The sequence below is a fragment of the Streptomyces fructofermentans genome (genome assembly GCF_014651055.1).
GTDB classification, from domain to species: Bacteria; Actinomycetota; Actinomycetes; order Streptomycetales; family Streptomycetaceae; genus Streptomyces; species Streptomyces fructofermentans.
On sequence record NZ_BMWD01000017.1, the window covers coordinates 60521 to 80491 of the forward strand.

Annotated in this window: 15 protein-coding genes and 1 tRNA gene; 15 read left to right on the top strand and 1 reads right to left on the bottom strand. The window is 66.9% G+C overall.

Translation table 11 applies throughout. The annotated features are described in order from the left end of the window. Positions 1–17: 17 nt before the first annotated feature. A complete protein-coding gene (locus IE265_RS22675; RefSeq protein ID WP_190037490.1) occupies positions 18–1244 on the bottom strand; it encodes a pyridoxal phosphate-dependent aminotransferase in 1227 nt (408 codons plus the stop codon). Positions 1245–1446: 202 nt separating this feature from the next. On the opposite strand from IE265_RS22675, the gene IE265_RS22680 reads away from it, so the two are divergent. The 15 genes from IE265_RS22680 to fusA all read left to right on the top strand — a co-directional run bounded on the left by IE265_RS22680 (position 1447) and on the right by fusA (position 19861). Continuing rightward, positions 1447–1519 (top strand) — tRNA-Trp (locus tag IE265_RS22680). 110 nt (positions 1520–1629) lie between these two features. Next, the gene (gene secE, locus IE265_RS22685; RefSeq protein WP_055610500.1) at positions 1630–1917 is read left to right on the top strand and encodes a preprotein translocase subunit SecE; all 288 of its coding nucleotides are present in this window, start codon (positions 1630–1632) and stop codon (positions 1915–1917) included. A gap of 77 nt (positions 1918–1994) precedes the next feature. Then, positions 1995–2864: a transcription termination/antitermination protein NusG gene (nusG, locus tag IE265_RS22690; protein WP_190037491.1), complete on the top strand. Its 870-nt coding sequence runs from the start codon at positions 1995–1997 to the stop codon at positions 2862–2864. A gap of 192 nt (positions 2865–3056) precedes the next feature. Further along, positions 3057–3491 carry a 50S ribosomal protein L11 gene (gene rplK, locus IE265_RS22695; protein ID WP_019072313.1) on the top strand — a complete coding sequence of 145 codons (435 nt, stop codon included), beginning with the start codon at positions 3057–3059 and terminating at the stop codon, positions 3489–3491. A gap of 94 nt (positions 3492–3585) precedes the next feature. Further along, positions 3586–4311, top strand: coding sequence for a 50S ribosomal protein L1 (rplA, locus tag IE265_RS22700; protein ID WP_190037492.1), 726 nt, complete (start codon positions 3586–3588; stop codon positions 4309–4311). 163 nt (positions 4312–4474) lie between these two features. After that, on the top strand, positions 4475–5380 hold the full coding sequence (locus IE265_RS22705) for an SCO4651 family lipoprotein (protein ID WP_190037493.1): 906 nt from the start codon (positions 4475–4477) through the stop codon (positions 5378–5380). A gap of 153 nt (positions 5381–5533) precedes the next feature. Further along, positions 5534–6382 (top strand): SCO4651 family lipoprotein, encoded by an 849-nt coding sequence (locus IE265_RS22710; RefSeq protein ID WP_190037584.1) that lies wholly within the window; start codon positions 5534–5536, stop codon positions 6380–6382. A gap of 280 nt (positions 6383–6662) precedes the next feature. Then, entirely contained in the window at positions 6663–7193 is a 531-nt protein-coding gene (rplJ, locus tag IE265_RS22715) for a 50S ribosomal protein L10 (protein ID WP_153289132.1), read from the top strand. Positions 7194–7303: 110 nt separating this feature from the next. Further along, the gene (gene rplL, locus IE265_RS22720) at positions 7304–7684 is read left to right on the top strand and encodes a 50S ribosomal protein L7/L12 (protein ID WP_190037494.1); all 381 of its coding nucleotides are present in this window, start codon (positions 7304–7306) and stop codon (positions 7682–7684) included. Between the two features lie 651 nt (positions 7685–8335). Beyond that, positions 8336–11821, top strand: coding sequence for a DNA-directed RNA polymerase subunit beta (gene rpoB, locus IE265_RS22725; protein ID WP_190037495.1), 3486 nt, complete (start codon positions 8336–8338; stop codon positions 11819–11821). Between the two features lie 95 nt (positions 11822–11916). After that, entirely contained in the window at positions 11917–15816 is a 3900-nt protein-coding gene (locus IE265_RS22730) for a DNA-directed RNA polymerase subunit beta' (protein ID WP_190037496.1), read from the top strand. A 183-nt stretch (positions 15817–15999) separates the two neighbouring features. After that, positions 16000–16518 carry a DUF1707 and DUF4190 domain-containing protein gene (locus tag IE265_RS22735; RefSeq protein WP_229916405.1) on the top strand — a complete coding sequence of 173 codons (519 nt, stop codon included), beginning with the start codon at positions 16000–16002 and terminating at the stop codon, positions 16516–16518. 331 nt (positions 16519–16849) lie between these two features. Beyond that, positions 16850–17221, top strand: coding sequence for a 30S ribosomal protein S12 (gene rpsL / locus IE265_RS22740; RefSeq protein ID WP_003948652.1), 372 nt, complete (start codon positions 16850–16852; stop codon positions 17219–17221). A 3-nt stretch (positions 17222–17224) separates the two neighbouring features. Then, positions 17225–17695 (top strand): 30S ribosomal protein S7, encoded by a 471-nt coding sequence (gene rpsG, locus IE265_RS22745; RefSeq protein WP_003974303.1) that lies wholly within the window; start codon positions 17225–17227, stop codon positions 17693–17695. A gap of 39 nt (positions 17696–17734) precedes the next feature. After that, positions 17735–19861, top strand: a complete 2127-nt coding sequence (fusA, locus tag IE265_RS22750; protein WP_190037497.1) for an elongation factor G — start codon at positions 17735–17737, stop codon at positions 19859–19861. The last annotated feature ends 110 nt before the right edge of the window (positions 19862–19971 follow it).

Below are 19971 nucleotides of genomic sequence, written 5' to 3' on the forward strand. Positions count from 1 at the left end.
ACGGTGTGTACGGACCGTCAGTCGCGGGCCTCGGCCAGCAGCTTCTGGATCCGCGACACGCCCTCGACCAGGTCCTCGTCGCCGAGCGCGTACGACAGCCGCAGGTAGCCGGGGGTGCCGAAGGCCTCACCGGGGACGACCGCGACCTCGGCCTCCTCCAGGATCAGCGCGGCCAGCTCGACGGAGTCCGCCGGACGCCTGCCGCGGATCTCCTTGCCGAGGAGTCCCTTCACCGAGGGGTACGCGTAGAAGGCGCCCTCGGGCTCGGGGCACAGCACGCCGTCGATCTCGTTCAGCATGCGCACGATGGTCCTGCGGCGGCGGTCGAAGGCCTCACGCATCTCCGCCACGGCCGTGAGGTCGCCGGAGACGGCGGCGATGGCGGCGGCCTGGGCCACGTTGGACACGTTGGACGTGGCGTGCGACTGGAGGTTCGTCGCGGCCTTCACGACGTCCTTCGGGCCGATGATCCACCCGACCCGCCAGCCGGTCATCGCGTACGTCTTCGCGACGCCGTTGACCACGATGCACTTGTCGCGCAGCTCCGGCAGGAGCGCCGGCAGCGAGGTGAACCTCGCGTCCCCGTAGACCAGGTGCTCGTAGATCTCGTCGGTCAGCACCCACAGGCCGTGCTCGACGGCCCAGCGGCCGATCGCCTCGGTGTCCTCGGCGCTGTAGACCGCGCCCGTCGGGTTGGACGGGGAGACGAACAGGACGACCTTGGTCCGCTCGGTGCGGGCCGCCTCCAACTGCTCGACCGAGACCCGGTACCCCGTGGTCTCGTCGGCGACGACCTCGACCGGCACACCTCCGGCGAGACGGATCGACTCCGGGTACGTGGTCCAGTACGGGGCCGGGACGATCACCTCGTCGCCCGGGTCGAGGATGGCGGCGAAGGCCTCGTAGATGGCCTGCTTCCCGCCGTTGGTGACGAGGACCTGGGAGGGCTCCACCTCGTAGCCGGAGTCGCGCAGCGTCTTGGCGACGATCGCGGCCTTCAGCTCCGGCAGACCGCCCGCCGGCGTGTAGCGGTGGTACTTCGGGTTCTTGCAGGCCTCGATCGCGGCCTCGACGATGTAGTCCGGAGTCGGGAAGTCGGGTTCACCGGCGCCGAAGCCGATCACCGGGCGTCCGGCGGCCTTCAGGGCCTTGGCCTTGGCGTCCACGGCGAGGGTGGCGGACTCGGAGATCGCGCCGATGCGGGCGGAGACCCGACGCTCGGTGGGAGGGGTAGCAGCGCTCATGGCCCCATCGTTCCAGACCCGAAACGTCCCCGGCACACGGGTTTCACGGACTGAACGGCACGCGGCGGAACCGGTACGGACACTTTCTGTTCGACGACCGGCCGCCGACCACGTACACTCTCACCTCGTTGGCCTTCACCGGCCGTGTCCACGGGGTGCACACCGAGCACCCGCGCGGATGCGGTACGTTGAGGGGAAACAAAGGGTCGTAGCTCAATTGGTAGAGCACTGGTCTCCAAAACCAGCGGTTGGGGGTTCAAGTCCCTCCGGCCCTGCTACACACCTCCTTTCGCCAGGATGTGTGCGCATGTACGTACTGCAATGCACCGCCGTGCGGCTCATACCGGGCGCGGCACGGCCACGACCCGGAATCAGGTGAGGACGCGTGACGGACGCCGTGGGCTCCATCGACATGCCTGATGCCCAGGATGAGGCGCCGGAGTCCCAGAAGAAGGGCCGCAAGGGCGGCAAGCGTGCCAAGAAGGGCCCGCTGAAGCGCCTCGCCCTCTTCTACCGCCAGATCGTCGCGGAGCTCCGCAAGGTCGTCTGGCCGACTCGCAATCAGCTGACGACGTACACCACAGTGGTGATTGTGTTCGTTGTCATCATGATCGGTCTGGTGACTGTGATTGACTTCGGACTCGACAAGGCCGCCAAGTACGTCTTCGGCTGAGCCAATCGCGAAGGGCGCCGTTCCCGGCGCCCCTATTCGCGTGTTCCACCCCCATGATCCAGGAAGAAGCAGCCACCGTGTCTGACCCGAACCTGAACGATGCCGTCGAGTCGGTCGAGTCCGTTGACGACGAGCTCGACATCGTCGAGGGCGCGGACGTCGAGGACGAGGTCGAGGCTGCCGACGCCGCCGCGGGAGACGCGGCCGAAGAGGCCGCCCTGCACGTCGAGGACGAGTCCGGCGACGCCGTCGACTCCGAGGACGCTGCGGACTCCGACGAGGCTGACGAGGCCGTCGACGTCGAGGAGGCCGAGGAGGAGACCGAGCCGGTCGACCCCGTCGCCGCCCTCCGCGAGGAACTCCGCACGATGCCCGGCGAGTGGTACGTCATCCACACGTACGCCGGCTACGAGAACCGCGTGAAGACCAACCTCGAACAGCGTGCCGTCTCGCTGAACGTCGAAGACTTCATCTTCCAGGCCGAGGTGCCGCAGGAAGAGGTCGCGCAGATCAAGAACGGCGAGCGCAAGACCGTCCGTCAGAACAAGCTCCCCGGCTACGTGCTGGTGCGCATGGACCTGACGAACGAGTCCTGGGGTGTCGTCCGCAACACTCCCGGTGTCACCGGCTTCGTGGGCAACGCCTACGACCCGTACCCGCTGACGCTGGACGAGATCGTCAAGATGCTCGCCCCCGAGGCCGAGGAGAAGGCCGCCCGCGAGGCCGCGGAGGCCGAGGGCAAGCCGGCTCCGTCGCGCAAGCTCGAGGTCCAGGTGCTGGACTTCGAGGTGGGCGACTCGGTCACCGTCACCGACGGTCCCTTCGCCACGCTGCAGGCGACCATCAACGAGATCAACGCCGACTCGAAGAAGGTCAAGGGCCTCGTCGAGATCTTCGGCCGCGAGACCCCGGTCGAGCTCTCCTTCGACCAGATCCAGAAGAACTGACACTTCTGGACGTACGTCTTCCGAACAGGTCAGACGGGCTCTCGCAGCCGGTCTGACCTGCTCGGTTTTTGGCCGCACATGGATACCCGTTATCGTGGTGCGGTATGCCTCCATCCGGATCATTGGTCCGGTTGACGGCAGCCGTCCGGGGCGACTCGGACGTAGGAAGGCGAAAACGAAAGAGGACCCGGAATGCCTCCCAAGAAGAAGAAGGTCACGGGGCTCATCAAGCTCCAGATCAACGCCGGTGCGGCGAACCCCGCCCCGCCGGTCGGCCCCGCGCTCGGTCAGCACGGCGTCAACATCATGGAGTTCTGCAAGGCCTACAACGCCGCGACCGAGTCGCAGCGTGGCTGGGTCATCCCGGTGGAGATCACGGTCTACGAGGACCGCTCCTTCACCTTCGTGACCAAGACTCCGCCGGCCGCCAAGATGATCCTCAAGGCCGCGGGTGTCGAGAAGGGCTCCGGCGAGCCGCACAAGACCAAGGTCGCCAAGATCACCCAGGCGCAGGTCCGCGAGATCGCCACGACCAAGCTGCCCGACCTCAACGCCAACGACCTGGACGCCGCGTCGAAGATCATCGCCGGCACCGCCCGTTCCATGGGCATCACGGTCGAGGGCTGACACCCACCTTCGTAGGAACCATGCGGCCTCGGCCGCACGTGGCAGGGCCTGCTCGGTCCGTACCACGACTCCTCAGAACACATCAGGAGCAGTAGTGAGCAAGCGCAGCAAGTCTCTCCGCGCTGCGGACGCCAAGATCGACCGGGAGAAGCTCTACGCCCCGCTCGAGGCCGTCCGTCTGGCCAAGGAGACCTCCACGTCCAAGTTCGACGGCACCGTCGAGGTCGCCTTCCGCCTGGGTGTCGACCCGCGCAAGGCCGACCAGATGGTCCGTGGCACCGTGAACCTCCCGCACGGCACTGGCAAGACCGCCCGGGTCCTGGTCTTCGCGACCGGTGACCGTGCCGAGGCCGCGACCGCCGCGGGCGCCGACATCGTCGGCTCCGACGAGCTCATCGACGAGGTCGCGAAGGGCCGTCTGGACTTCGACGCCGTCGTCGCCACCCCGGACCTCATGGGCAAGGTCGGCCGCCTGGGCCGCGTCCTCGGCCCGCGTGGTCTGATGCCGAACCCGAAGACCGGCACCGTGACCCCGGACGTGGCCAAGGCCGTGACCGAGATCAAGGGCGGCAAGATCGAGTTCCGCGTCGACAAGCACTCGAACCTGCACTTCATCATCGGCAAGACGTCGTTCGACGACACGAAGCTGGTGGAGAACTACGGCGCCGCGCTGGACGAGATCCTTCGTCTGAAGCCGTCCGCCGCGAAGGGCCGGTACATCAAGAAGGCCGCCATCAGCACCACGATCGGCCCCGGCATCCCGCTGGACTCGAACCGCACCCGCAACCTCCTCGTCGAGGAGGACCCGGCCGCCGTCTGAGCCCCGCGCTCACCGGAAGCCGCGTCGCGCACGCGATTTCAGGACGGGCCCCGCAACCTTTCGAGGTGCGGGGCCCGTCCCTTTCTGTCAGATGCCTCTTTTCGGACCGGGTGTCGGTGCCCTGCGCTAGCGTGCTGGGCACAGGAATCGCATAGGGGGACGAATGATGAGCTCGAACGTGCGTCGCGCGACCGTCTCGATAGCGCTCGCCGCCGCGCTGGCGGGGGTCGCGGCCTGTAGCGGCTCGGACTCGGACGGGGACTCGGGGAAGGGCGGCGGCGACAAGGGCAGCGGCGGGTCGAGCACCAAGGTGAGCCCGATCGCGGCCCTGCGCTCCGTCGACCGGACCACCGACGGCGCGGACTCCGCCAGGGTCGAGTCCAGCACGACCATGGGCTCGATGATGTCCATGAAGGCGGACGGCGTCCTCGGCTGGGCCGACGGGCTGACCGGCAACCTCACGATCACGTACACCGGCGGCACGATGGCCGACCAGATGCGCCAGCTGGGCACGACCTCGATGGAGGCCCGCTACCTGCCGGACGCCTACTACGCGAAGATGGGCGACAAGTTCGCGGAGCAGTCGGGCGGCAAGCACTGGATCATGTACGCGTACGACGACCTGGCCGAGCTGGCCGGCGGATCGGGCGCGTACATGAAGGACCAGATGCAGAACACCACGCCGAACCAGTCGGTGAAGCTCCTGCTGGCCTCCGGGGACGTGCAGAGGGTCGGCGCGGAGAAGGTGCGCGGCGAGAACACCACGCACTACTCGGGCACGGTGGACGTCGCCGACCTCGCGAGCCGCAGCTCGAACCTCTCCGAGGAGCAGCTCGCCGACATGAAGCGGCAGCTGCAGCAGGCCGGGGTGACCACCGAGACCATCGACATCTGGGTCAACGAGGACGACCTGCTGGTCAAGAAGGTCGAGAAGGGCGAGCTGGCCACAGGCCCGATGTCCTCGACGGCCTACTACAGCGACTACGGGGCGGACGCCTCCGTCGCGGAGCCGCCCGCGAGCGACACCGCGGACTTCAAGGACCTGATGGCCGCCCAGCCCTCGGCCTGAGCCGCCGCGGACGCCGGAGGGCCGCGTACGGCGTGCCACGGACGTCACATGGGCCACATCAGAACTCGGAGGACTCCCCGAGCCCCCCTGGGATACGCTCGCGCAGTCTGTGAATCGCTCATTTGTTCCTAGGGGGGAACCATGAAGCTCACCATGCGCGGATCCGTGCGCCGCGGGGCGACGGGCGCGGCGCTCGCCGCCCTCGTCCTCGGCGCGGGCGCCGTCGGCTGTTCGAAGGACTCCTCCACCGCGGAGTCCCCGAAGATGACGCCCGCCGCGGCCGTGGCGAAGGCCGCGAAGAACACGAAGGACATCACCTCTCTCAGCTACCGGATGACCGGCCGGACTCCGGAGGAGGGGCGAGTCGAGGCCGAGGCCCGGATGCGCCTGAAGCCCACGGTTGCCATGAGCATGGAAATGAAGGCCCTCGACCAGGGCGCCGACGGCACCGCCGAGATCCGCCTCGTGGACAAGGCGATGTACATCGGCGGGGGCGCCGCGGCCGCCAAGGAGATGGACGGCAAGAGCTGGATCAAGTTCGACCTGTCCGCGCTCGGGGAGGACGCGCTGGGCGGTTCGGCGCCGGGCGCCGGGGCGGCGGACAAGAACCCGGCCCAGGAGTCCACCTTCCTGACCGGCTCCAAGGACGTGAAGGAGGTCGGGACCGAGAAGATCGACGGCGTCCGGACCACGCACTACAAGGGCACGGTCACGCTCGACGCCTTCCGCAAGTCCCTCGCGGACGAGGACAAGGCCACCCGCGAGCAGCGCGAGAAGAGCCTGGAGCAGTACGAGAAGATGGGCGTGGACGCGCTCACGATGGACATGTGGATCGACGGCGAGGACCGCACCAAGCAGTTCCGCATGCAGGGCGACGCCGACAAGGGCAAGCTCGACATGACCATCACCTTCCTCGACTACAACAAGCCCGTGACGGTCGAGGCTCCGCCGGCCAAGGAGACGATGGACCTGGCCGAGATGATGGGCGAGCTGGAGAGCTGAGCCGCCGATTTGCCCGACGGCCGTCCGTTCACGTAATCTTCCACAGAAGCCAAAGACCGCTGGTCGTTGCCGTGTGCTCATTCGAGGACGCGGTGGCCGAAGGATCCGCTGAAATTGCGGACGACCCGCGCAGGTGACTGTGGACGAGCTCCTGGACAGTCCCGTGCCCCGGCACGGATCTTGTTCGGTAGAGCCACGCCCTGGCGCCTGCGCCGGGGCGTTTCGTTTTGTCAGTCTCCTTTTGAGCGGTCCTCATCACCCGGAAGGAGGCCGACGCTCTATGGCAAGGCCCGACAAGGCTGCCGCGGTAGCCGAGCTCGCGGACCAGTTCCGCAGCTCGAACGCCGCTGTGCTGACCGAGTACCGGGGTCTCACCGTGGCGCAGCTCAAGACGCTGCGCCGTTCGCTCGGTGAAGACGCCCAGTACGCCGTGGTGAAGAACACGCTGACCAAGATTGCGGCCAACGAGGCCGGGATCTCGACGCTCGACGACCTGTTCAACGGTCCGACGGCGGTTGCCTTCATCACCGGTGACCCGGTGGTGTCGGCGAAGGGTCTTCGTGACTTCGCCAAGGACAACCCGAACCTCGTCATCAAGGGCGGTGTCCTTGACGGCAAGGCGCTGTCCGCCGACGAGATCAAGAAGCTCGCGGACCTCGAGTCCCGCGAGGTTCTGCTCGCCAAGCTGGCGGGCGCCTTCAAGGGCAAGCAGACGCAGACTGCTCGTCTCTTCCAGGCGCTGCCCTCGAAGTTCGTCCGCACCGCGGAGGCGCTTCGTGTCAAGCAGGCCGAGCAGGGCGGTGCCGAGTAACTCGGCTCGCGCATTGACCGCCGCCTGACGGCGACGGTCGCAGCGGGCCGAACGTACGCCCGCCTCACCAGTACATACCGGCACCTGCCGAATAGTGGAAGGACGCCATCATGGCGAAGCTGTCCCAGGAAGAGCTGCTCGCGCAGTTCGAGAACCTCACCCTCATCGAGCTCTCCGAGTTCGTGAAGGCCTTCGAGGAGAAGTTCGACGTCACCGCCGCCGCCGCGGTCGCCGCTGCCCCGGCCGGCCCCGCCGCCGCCGCCGAGGCCGCTGAGGAGCAGGACGAGTTCGACGTCATCCTCACGGGTGCCGGCGACAAGAAGATCCAGGTCATCAAGGTCGTGCGTGAGCTCACCTCCCTGGGTCTCAAGGAGGCCAAGGACCTCGTGGACGGCGCCCCGAAGCCCGTCCTCGAGAAGGTCGCCAAGGACGCCGCCGAGAAGGCCGCCGAGTCCCTCAAGGGCGCCGGCGCCTCCGTCGAGGTCAAGTGACCCCACGGGCCGTGCGCCAGGCGCCGAGAGGCGCACAGGGCGCGGCTCCGGTGAGCTGACACGGCGGCTTCCGTAGCGCTGTAACGCTGACGCAGTGAAGAGCGATCACCCATCTGGGTGGTCGCTCTTCGGCGTTCGAGGGGGCGTCGGCAGCGGCAGCCTTGCGCTGTCTGTCGCGACGAGTATGGTGATCTTCGTTGTGCCCCCGGGCCGCCGCTGTGACGGGCCGCAGGACAGGCGGCGAGTGATGTTGGTGGCACTCGGTTTGGGCATGGGGGGCCTTGACGAACCGCACGCAGCGCGCAATTCTCAGGACGCGTCGTCACAACGATCCGGATCCGAGGCATGGATCGGCGGCGAAGAGGGCAGTATCGATGTGCATCGAGGGCTTGGCTTGCAGCAGGGGTTGAGAACAACGAGGGTCTCAAAAAACCCGCACTGGACATCAGTGTGCCTAGTGGCTACACTGACCCTTTGCGCTGCCTGTTAGCTGCCTCCTGCCCGTCACCAGGGGCATGCCCTCGCTTGAGCACCGTGGACTGAATCGTGCTTGACCTGGCCATCTTCGGCCGGGCCGGGAAACGTCGGTCCTGGTGTCCGGCTGGGACCGGTACGCGCGTAGTGAGTCCGAGCCCTCGGAAGGACCCCCTCTTGGCCGCCTCGCGCACTGCCTCGACCGCGAATACGAACAACGGCGCCAGCACCGCCCCGCTGCGCATCTCCTTTGCAAAGATCAAGGAGCCCCTCGAGGTTCCGAACCTTCTTGCGCTGCAAACCGAGAGCTTCGACTGGCTGCTCGGCAACGACGCGTGGAAGGCTCGTGTCGAGGCGGCTCTGGACAGCGGACAGGACGTCCCCACCAAGTCCGGTCTGGAGGAGATCTTCGAGGAGATCTCTCCGATCGAGGACTTCTCCGGGTCGATGTCCCTGACGTTCCGCGACCACCGATTCGAGCCTCCGAAGAACTCCATCGACGAGTGCAAGGAGCGCGACTTCACGTTCGCCGCCCCGCTCTTCGTCACCGCCGAGTTCACCAACAACGAGACCGGCGAGATCAAGTCCCAGACGGTCTTCATGGGCGACTTCCCGCTCATGACCAACAAGGGCACCTTCGTCATCAACGGCACCGAGCGTGTCGTGGTGTCCCAGCTGGTCCGCTCGCCGGGTGTCTACTTCGACTCCTCCATCGACAAGACGTCCGACAAGGACATCTTCTCCGCCAAGGTGATCCCCTCCCGGGGTGCCTGGCTGGAGATGGAGATCGACAAGCGCGACATGGTCGGTGTCCGCATCGACCGCAAGCGCAAGCAGTCCGTCACCGTCCTGCTCAAGGCTCTCGGTTGGACGACCGAGCAGATCCTCGAGGAGTTCGGCGAGTACGAGTCCATGCGCGCCACCCTGGAGAAGGACCACACCCAGGGCCAGGACGACGCGCTGCTCGACATCTACCGCAAGCTGCGTCCGGGCGAGCCCCCGACCCGTGAGGCCGCGCAGACGCTGCTCGAGAACCTCTACTTCAACCCCAAGCGCTACGACCTCGCGAAGGTCGGCCGCTACAAGGTCAACAAGAAGCTGGGCGGCGAGGCCCCGCTCGACGCCGGGATCCTGACCGTCGAGGACATCATCTCGACGATCAAGTACCTGGTGAAGCTGCACGCCGGTGAGACCGAGACCGTTGGCGACAACGGGACGTCGATGGTCGTCGAGACCGACGACATCGACCACTTCGGCAACCGTCGTCTGCGCAACGTCGGCGAGCTCATCCAGAACCAGGTCCGTACGGGTCTGGCTCGTATGGAGCGCGTCGTCCGCGAGCGCATGACGACTCAGGACGTCGAGGCCATCACGCCGCAGACCCTGATCAACATCCGGCCGGTCGTCGCCTCCATCAAGGAGTTCTTCGGCACCAGCCAGCTGTCGCAGTTCATGGACCAGAACAACCCGCTGTCGGGTCTCACCCACAAGCGCCGTCTCTCGGCGCTCGGTCCGGGTGGTCTCTCCCGTGAGCGGGCCGGCTTCGAGGTCCGTGACGTGCACCCCTCGCACTACGGCCGCATGTGCCCGATCGAGACGCCCGAAGGCCCGAACATCGGCCTGATCGGCTCGCTCGCCTCCTACGGCCGGGTCAACGCGTTCGGTTTCGTCGAGACGCCGTACCGCCGGGTCACCGACGGTGTCGTCACCGACGAGGTCGACTACCTGACCGCCGACGAGGAGGACCGCTTCGTCATCGCGCAGGCCAACGCCGTGCTCAACGACGACATGCGCTTCTCCGAGGCCCGCGTCCTGGTCCGCCGTCGTGGCGGAGAGGTCGACTACGTCCCCGGTGACGACGTCGACTACATGGACGTCTCGCCGCGCCAGATGGTGTCGGTCGCGACCGCCATGATCCCGTTCCTCGAGCACGACGACGCCAACCGTGCCCTCATGGGCGCGAACATGATGCGCCAGGCCGTGCCGCTGATCACCGCCGAGGCCCCCCTCGTCGGTACGGGCATGGAGTACCGCTGCGCCGTCGACGCCGGCGACGTCATCAAGGCCGAGAAGGCGGGTGTGGTCCAGGAGGTCTCCGCGGACTACGTCACCGTCGCCAACGACGACGGCACGTACACCACGTACCGCGTCGCGAAGTTCTCGCGCTCCAACCAGGGCACCTCCGTCAACCAGAAGGTTGTCGTCGACGAGGGCGACCGCGTCGTCGAGAACCAGGTTCTCGCCGACGGTCCGGCCACCCAGGAAGGCGAGATGGCGCTGGGCAAGAACCTGCTCGTCGCCTTCATGCCCTGGGAGGGTCACAACTACGAGGACGCGATCATCCTGTCGCAGCGCCTCGTGCAGGACGACGTCCTCTCCTCGATCCACATCGAGGAGCACGAGGTCGACGCCCGTGACACCAAGCTCGGCCCCGAGGAGATCACCCGGGACATCCCGAACGTCTCCGAGGAGGTCCTCGCGGACCTCGACGAGCGCGGCATCATCCGGATCGGTGCCGAGGTCGTCGCGGGCGACATCCTGGTCGGCAAGGTCACGCCCAAGGGCGAGACCGAGCTGACCCCGGAGGAGCGCCTGCTCCGCGCGATCTTCGGCGAGAAGGCCCGTGAGGTCCGCGACACCTCGCTGAAGGTGCCGCACGGCGAGATCGGCAAGGTCATCGGCGTCCGCGTCTTCGACCGCGAGGAGGGCGACGAGCTGCCGCCGGGCGTGAACCAGCTGGTTCGTGTCTACGTGGCGCAGAAGCGCAAGATCACCGATGGTGACAAGCTCGCCGGCCGTCACGGCAACAAGGGCGTCATCTCGAAGATCCTGCCGATCGAGGACATGCCGTTCCTGGAGGACGGCACCCCGGTCGACATCATCCTCAACCCGCTCGGCGTCCCGTCCCGAATGAACCCGGGACAGGTCCTGGAGATCCACCTCGGCTGGCTCGCCAGCCGCGGCTGGGACGTCTCCGGTCTCGGCGAGGAGTGGGCGCAGCGCCTCCAGGCCATCGAGGCCGACAAGGTGGAGCCCGGTACCAACGTCGCCACCCCCGTCTTCGACGGTGCGCGTGAGGACGAGCTGGCCGGTCTGCTGCAGCACACGATCCCGAACCGCGACGGCTCACGCATGGTGCTCCCGACCGGTAAGGCGCCTCTGTTCGACGGCCGCTCCGGCGAGCCGTTCCCGGAGCCGATCTCGGTCGGCTACATGTACATCCTCAAGCTGCACCACCTGGTCGACGACAAGCTCCACGCCCGGTCGACCGGTCCGTACTCGATGATCACCCAGCAGCCGCTGGGTGGTAAGGCCCAGTTCGGTGGCCAGCGATTCGGTGAGATGGAGGTGTGGGCTCTGGAGGCATACGGAGCCGCGTACGCCCTCCAGGAACTGCTGACCATCAAGTCCGACGACGTGACCGGCCGCGTGAAGGTGTACGAGGCCATCGTCAAGGGCGAGAACATCCCCGAGCCCGGCATCCCCGAGTCCTTCAAGGTGCTCATCAAGGAGATGCAGTCCCTGTGCCTCAACGTGGAGGTGCTGTCCTCGGACGGCATGTCCATCGAGATGCGCGACACGGACGAGGATGTCTTCCGCGCTGCGGAGGAGCTCGGTATCGACCTGTCCCGGCGCGAGCCGAGCAGCGTCGAAGAGGTCTGACGGGTCTGGCGGGGCTCCTCCCAGGAGCCCCGCCGGCCCCCCGACCCGTACAGACCATGATTGAGACTCGACCCCGAAAGAGGGATTGACGACAAGTGCTCGACGTCAACTTCTTCGACGAGCTGCGGATCGGCCTGGCGACCGCGGACGACATCCGACAGTGGTCCCACGGCGAGGTCAAGAAGCCGGAGACCATCAACTACCGCACGCTCAAGCCCGAGAAGGACGGACTCTTCTGCGAGAAGATCTTCGGTCCGACCCGGGACTGGGAGTGCTACTGCGGCAAGTACAAGCGTGTTCGCTTCAAGGGCATCATCTGCGAGCGCTGCGGCGTCGAGGTCACTCGCGCCAAGGTGCGTCGTGAGCGGATGGGCCACATCGAACTGGCCGCTCCCGTCACCCACATCTGGTACTTCAAGGGCGTTCCGTCGCGGCTGGGCTACCTGCTCGACCTCGCCCCGAAGGACCTCGAGAAGGTCATCTACTTCGCCGCGTACATGATCACGTACGTCGACGACGAGCGCCGCACGCGTGACCTGCCCTCGCTGGAGGCCCACGTCTCCGTCGAGCGCCAGCAGGTCGAGAACCGCCGCGACGCCGACCTCGAGGCCCGCGCCAAGAAGCTCGAGACCGACCTGGCCGAGCTCGAGGCCGAGGGTGCCAAGGCCGATGTGCGCCGCAAGGTGCGCGAAGGCGCCGAGCGTGAGATGAAGCAGCTGCGCGACCGTGCGCAGCGCGAGATCGACCGTCTCGACGAGGTGTGGACCCGCTTCAAGAACCTCAAGGTCCAGGACCTGGAGGGCGACGAGCTCCTCTACCGCGAGCTGCGTGACCGCTTCGGCACGTACTTCGACGGTTCGATGGGTGCCGCGGCGCTGCAGAAGCGTCTGGAGTCCTTCGACCTCGACGAGGAGGCCGAGCGCCTCCGCGAGATCATCCGCACCGGCAAGGGCCAGAAGAAGACCCGCGCGCTCAAGCGCCTCAAGGTCGTCTCGGCGTTCCTGCAGACCAGCAACAGCCCCAAGGGCATGGTGCTCGACTGCGTGCCGGTCATCCCGCCGGACCTCCGCCCGATGGTGCAGCTGGACGGTGGCCGCTTCGCGACCTCCGACCTGAACGACCTGTACCGCCGTGTGATCAACCGGAACAACCGCCTGAAGCGGCTTCTCGACCTCGGCGCGCCCGAGATCATCGTGAACAACGAGAAGCGCATGCTCCAGGAGGCCGTGGACGCCCTCTTCGACAACGGTCGTCGTGGTCGCCCGGTCACCGGTCCCGGCAACCGCCCGCTGAAGTCCCTGAGCGACATGCTCAAGGGCAAGCAGGGTCGATTCCGTCAGAACCTCCTCGGCAAGCGCGTGGACTACTCCGCGCGTTCCGTGATCGTCGTCGGTCCGCAGCTCAAGCTGCACCAGTGCGGTCTGCCGAAGGCGATGGCGCTGGAGCTCTTCAAGCCGTTCGTGATGAAGCGCCTGGTCGACCTGAACCACGCGCAGAACATCAAGAGCGCGAAGCGCATGGTGGAGCGCGGCCGCACGGTCGTGTACGACGTCCTCGAAGAGGTCATCGCGGAGCACCCGGTTCTGCTGAACCGTGCTCCCACCCTGCACCGCCTCGGCATCCAGGCCTTCGAGCCGCAGCTGGTCGAGGGCAAGGCCATCCAGATCCACCCGCTCGTCTGCACCGCGTTCAACGCGGACTTCGACGGTGACCAGATGGCCGTGCACCTGCCGCTCTCCGCGGAGGCGCAGGCCGAGGCCCGCATCCTGATGCTGTCCTCGAACAACATCCTCAAGCCCGCCGACGGCCGTCCGGTGACGATGCCGACCCAGGACATGGTCCTCGGTCTGTTCTTCCTCACCACCGACGGCGAACTGCGGGACGTCAAGGGCGAGGGCCGGTCCTTCGGCTCCGCGGCCGAGGCGATCATGGCGTTCGACGCCGGCGAGCTCTCGCTGCAGTCGCGCGTGGACATCCGCTTCCCGGTGGGCACCATCCCGCCGCGCGGCTGGACCCCGCCGGCGCGCGAGGAGGGCGACCCGGAGTGGCAGCAGGGTGACAGCTTCCGGCTGAACACCACGCTGGGCCGCGCGCTCTTCAACGAGCTGCTGCCCGAGGACTACCCGTTCGTCGACTACGAGGTCGGCAAGAAGCAGCTCTCCGAGATCGTCAACGACCTCGCCGAGCGGTACCCCAAGGTCATCGTGGCGGCGACGCTCGACAACCTGAAGGCCTCCGGCTTCTACTGGGCGACCCGTTCCGGCGTCACCGTGGCCATCTCCGACATCGTCGTTCCCGACGCGAAGCGCGCGATCGTCAAGGGCTACGAGGACCAGGACGAGAAGGTCCAGAAGCAGTACGAGCGCGGTCTGATCACCAAGGACGAGCGCACGCAGGAGCTCATCGCGATCTGGACCAAGGCGACCAACGAGGTCGCCGAGGCGATGAACGCGAACTTCCCGAAGACCAACCCGGTCTCGATGATGGTCAACTCGGGTGCTCGCGGAAACATGATGCAGATGCGTCAGATCGCGGGTATGCGTGGTCTGGTGTCGAACGCCAAGAACGAGACGATCCCCCGTCCGATCAAGGCGTCCTTCCGTGAGGGCCTGTCCGTGCTGGAGTACTTCATCTCCACGCACGGTGCCCGTAAGGGTCTGGCCGACACCGCCCTGCGTACCGCCGACTCGGGTTACCTCACCCGTCGTCTGGTGGACGTCTCGCAGGACGTCATCATCCGCGAGGAGGACTGCGGCACCGACCGCGGCCTGCGTCTGGAGATCGCCGAGCGCGGCGCCGACGGCGTCCTGCGCAAGGCGGAGAACGTCGAGACCAGCGTGTACGCACGTGCGCTGGCCGAGGACATCACCGTCGACGGGCGGGTGCTGGCCCCGGCCAACACCGACCTCGGCGACGTCCTCATCGACGAGCTCGTCAAGCACGGCATCGAGGAGGTCAAGACCCGTTCGGTCCTGACCTGCGAGTCCGCCGTCGGTACCTGCGCCATGTGCTACGGCCGCTCGCTGGCCACCGGCAAGCTGGTCGACATCGGTGAGGCGGTCGGCATCATCGCCGCCCAGTCCATCGGTGAGCCCGGTACCCAGCTGACGATGCGTACCTTCCACACCGGTGGTGTGGCCGGTGACGACATCACCCAGGGTCTGCCCCGTGTCGTCGAGCTCTTCGAGGCCCGTACGCCCAAGGGTGTCGCCCCGATCTCCGAGGCCTCCGGCCGCGTGCGGATCGAGGAGACCGAGAAGACCAAGAAGCTCGTCGTCACCCCGGACGACGGCAGCGACGAGACGGCGTTCCCGATCTCGAAGCGTGCCCGGCTCCTGGTCGGCGAGGGCGACCACGTCGAGGTGGGCCAGAAGCTCACCGTGGGTGCCACCAACCCGCACGACGTGCTGCGGATCCTCGGTCAGCGCGCGGTCCAGGTCCACCTGGTCGGCGAGGTCCAGAAGGTCTACAACTCGCAGGGTGTGTCGATCCACGACAAGCACATCGAGATCATCATCCGGCAGATGCTGCGCCGCGTGACGATCATCGAGTCCGGCGACGCCGAGCTGCTGCCCGGCGAGCTCGTGGAGCGCTCGAAGTTCGAGACCGAGAACCGTCGTGTGGTCCAGGAAGGCGGCCACCCGGCCTCCGGCCGTCCGCAGCTGATGGGTATCACCAAGGCCTCGCTCGCCACCGAGTCGTGGCTGTCGGCGGCGTCCTTCCAGGAGACGACCAGGGTTCTGACGGACGCGGCGATCAACGCCAAGTCCGACTCCCTGATCGGCCTCAAGGAGAACGTCATCATCGGTAAGCTCATCCCGGCCGGTACGGGCCTGTCCCGCTACCGCAACATCCGGGTCGAGCCGACCGAGGAGGCCAAGGCCGCGATGTACTCGGCCGTCGGCTACGACGACATCGACTACTCGCCGTTCGGCACGGGCTCCGGCCAGGCCGTTCCGCTGGAGGACTACGACTACGGTCCGTACAACCAGTAGGCGAGTGGTTCGACACGCTCGGACCGAAGGGCGGTCACCTCTGCGAGGTGGCCGCCCTTCGGCGTTCCCGGGCACGGGCGGAGGCGGTCCGGCGCGCGGGAAACGGCCCGTACGGGAACCGGTGCCGCAAATGCGGCGTTGGAGCATGATGTAGGCACTCAGTCGTCCGGGGGAGGTGCTCCCGTGTCGTACCCGTCGCCATGGCAGCCGTGGCAGCAGCCGAACGGTTCGTCGATGCTGGCCTCCACCGCGGACCGGGAGCGCGCCGTGGACGTGCTGAGAGCGGGGTTCGGGGAGGGCCGGCTCCAGCAGCCCGAGTTCGAGAAGCGCGTGGCGCGGGCGTACGCGGCCCGCACGGTTGGGGACCTGGCTCTGTTGGTGTCCGACCTGCCGCAGGGCCCCATGCCCCTCCACACGGGCGTGCTGCCCGTGCCGCGGACCTTCGCGCCGGTGCCCGTGGCGCACAAGACCAACGAGAAGGCGATCGGGTCCGCCATCTGCGGCGGGCTCTGCCTGGTGACGGCCGGGCTCACGGGCATCCCCGCGGTGATCCTCGGCCACACCGCGCGGGCCGAGATGCGGCGCACGGGCGAGGCAGGCGACGGACTCGCGCTGACGGGGCTCGTCCTCGGCTGGCTGTCCACCGCGGGATGGGCGCTGCTGCTGTCGCTGCTGCTCATAGCGGCGGTCACCGCGGGCTGAGGATCACCCCCGGGCCGCCGGCGCGGTCCGGCGGGCTCCGCGGCGGGCCTCGCGGGGGCGGCGGCGCCTTGGCATGGTCCGCTCAGAGGAGCCGGTGCGGTCCATTTGTTTTGACCGCAGCGAATGAGGTAGGTACGCTCAGACCTTGTGCCTGGGGTGTGCCCTGGCTTCTGTGCGTGCCTTCGACCGCACGGGAAGCCTGCACCGGCCACCGTATTCTGCGCCATTTTCGCCTCGCGGCGGGAGTCTGCAGTTTCGACACACCCGACCGCGTGGGTCGGCGATGTTCCAGGTTAGCTTCACCATTCGGCACACAGAAACCGGAGAAGTAGTGCCTACGATCCAGCAGCTGGTCCGGAAGGGCCGGCAGGACAAGGTCGAGAAGAACAAGACGCCCGCGCTCGAGGGTTCGCCCCAGCGTCGTGGCGTCTGCACGCGTGTGTTCACGACCACCCCGAAGAAGCCGAACTCGGCCCTGCGTAAGGTCGCGCGTGTGCGTCTGACCAGCGGGATCGAAGTCACCGCTTACATTCCGGGTGAGGGACACAACCTGCAGGAGCACTCCATCGTGCTCGTGCGCGGCGGCCGTGTGAAGGACCTGCCGGGTGTTCGCTACAAGATCATCCGTGGCTCGCTCGACACCCAGGGTGTCAAGAACCGCAAGCAGGCCCGCAGCCGCTACGGCGCCAAGAAGGAGAAGTAGAAAATGCCTCGTAAGGGCCCCGCCCCGAAGCGCCCGGTCATCATCGACCCGGTCTACGGTTCCCCTCTGGTGACCTCCCTCATCAACAAGGTGCTGCTCAACGGCAAGCGCTCCACCGCCGAGCGCATCGTGTACGGCGCCATGGAGGGTCTGCGTGAGAAGACGGGCAACGACCCGGTCATCACGCTGAAGCGCGCGCTGGAGAACATCAAGCCGACCCTCGAGGTCAAGTCCCGCCGCGTCGGCGGTGCGACGTACCAGGTCCCGATCGAGGTCAAGCCCGGTCGCGCCAACACGCTCGCGCTGCGCTGGCTCGTCGGTTACTCCCGCGCCCGTCGCGAGAAGACCATGACCGAGCGTCTGCTCAACGAACTTCTCGACGCCTCCAACGGCCTTGGTGCCGCTGTGAAGAAGCGCGAGGACACCCACAAGATGGCCGAGTCCAACAAGGCCTTCGCGCACTACCGCTGGTAGTCGCAACCCACATCGAGACCGAGAGAAGACCGAAGCCTTATGGCTACCACTTCACTTGACCTGGCCAAGGTCCGCAACATCGGGATCATGGCCCACATCGACGCGGGCAAGACGACCACCACTGAGCGGATCCTCTTCTACACCGGCGTCAGCTACAAGATCGGTGAGGTCCACGACGGCGCCGCCACCATGGACTGGATGGAGCAGGAGCAGGAGCGTGGCATCACGATCACCTCTGCTGCCACCACCTGTCACTGGCCGCTCGAGGACAACGACTACACGATCAACATCATCGACACCCCGGGGCACGTCGACTTCACGGTCGAGGTGGAGCGCTCGCTGCGCGTCCTCGACGGTGCCGTCACGGTGTTCGACGGTGTCGCCGGTGTCGAGCCGCAGTCCGAGACGGTGTGGCGTCAGGCCGACCGCTACGGCGTGCCGCGCATCTGCTTCGTGAACAAGCTGGACCGCACGGGCGCGGAGTTCCACCGCTGCGTCGACATGATCAAGGACCGCCTGGGTGCGCAGCCGCTGGTCATGCAGCTCCCGATCGGTGCCGAGATGGACTTCAAGGGCGTTGTGGACCTGGTCCGCATGAAGGCGCTCGTGTGGTCCGCCGAGGCGGCGAAGGGCGAGATGTACGACGTCGTCGACATCCCGGCCACGCACACCGAGGCTGCCGAGGAGTACCGCGGTCTGCTGATCGAGGCCGTCGCGGAGAACGACGAAGAGATCATGGAGCTGTACCTGGAGGGCCAGGAGCCCACCGAGGAGCAGCTGTACGCCGCGATCCGTCGCATCACCATCGCGTCCGGCAAGTCCAACGACACCACGGTCACCCCGGTGTTCTGCGGCACCGCGTTCAAGAACAAGGGCGTCCAGCCCCTGCTCGACGCGGTCGTGCGCTACCTGCCGACCCCCCTCGACGTGGAGGCCATCGAAGGCCACGACGTCAAGGACCCCGAGGTCGTCGTCAAGCGCAAGCCGTCCGTGGACGAGCCGCTGTCGGCCCTCGCCTTCAAGATCATGAGCGACCCGCACCTGGGCAAGCTCACCTTCGTCCGGGTCTACTCGGGCCGCCTGGAGTCCGGCACTGCCGTGCTGAACTCCGTCAAGGGCAAGAAGGAGCGCATCGGCAAGATCTACCGCATGCACGCGAACAAGCGTGAGGAGATCGAGGCGGTGGGCGCCGGCGACATCGTCGCCGTGATGGGCCTGAAGCAGACCACCACCGGTGAGACGCTTTCGGACGACAAGAACCCGGTCATCCTGGAGTCCATGGACTTCCCGGCGCCGGTCATTCAGGTCGCCATCGAGCCCAAGTCCAAGGGTGACCAGGAGAAGCTGGGTGTCGCCATCCAGCGTCTCGCGGAGGAGGACCCCTCCTTCCAGGTTCACTCGGACGAGGAGACCGGCCAGACCATCATCGGCGGTATGGGTGAGCTGCACCTCGAGGTGCTGGTCGACCGTATGCGCCGTGAGTTCAAGGTCGAGGCCAACGTCGGTAAGCCGCAGGTCGCGTACCGTGAGACGATCCGCAAGGCCGTCGAGCGCGTGGACTACACCCACAAGAAGCAGACCGGTGGTACCGGTCAGTTCGCCAAGGTGCAGATCGCGATCGAGCCCATCGAGGGCGGCGAGGCGTCGTACGAGTTCGTGAACAAGGTCACCGGTGGCCGTATCCCGCGGGAGTACATCCCGTCGGTGGACGCCGGTGCGCAGGAGGCCATGCAGTTCGGCATCCTGGCCGGCTACGAGATGACGGGCGTCCGCGTCACGCTTCTCGACGGTGCCTACCACGAGGTCGACTCCTCCGAGCTGGCGTTCAAGATCGCCGGTTCGCAGGCCTTCAAGGAGGCCGCGCGCAAGGCCAGCCCCGTACTGCTCGAGCCGATGATGGCCGTAGAGGTCACCACGCCCGAGGACTACATGGGTGAGGTCATCGGCGACATCAACTCCCGCCGTGGTCAGATCCAGGCCATGGAGGAGCGGGCCGGTGCCCGCGTCGTGAAGGGCCTCGTGCCCCTCTCGGAGATGTTCGGCTACGTCGGCGACCTCCGCAGCAAGACCTCGGGTCGCGCAAGCTACTCGATGCAGTTCGACTCCTACGCCGAGGTTCCCCGGAACGTCGCTGAGGAGATCATCGCGAAGGCCAAGGGCGAGTAGCTCACCGAGTTAAGACTCAATCGAGTTCACACCTTAGGCTTGACTCCGGAGCCTGCTGGGGCATTCCACCGCAACCGTGGCGGAATGCCCCGGGCCCCGGCTTTCCAGCA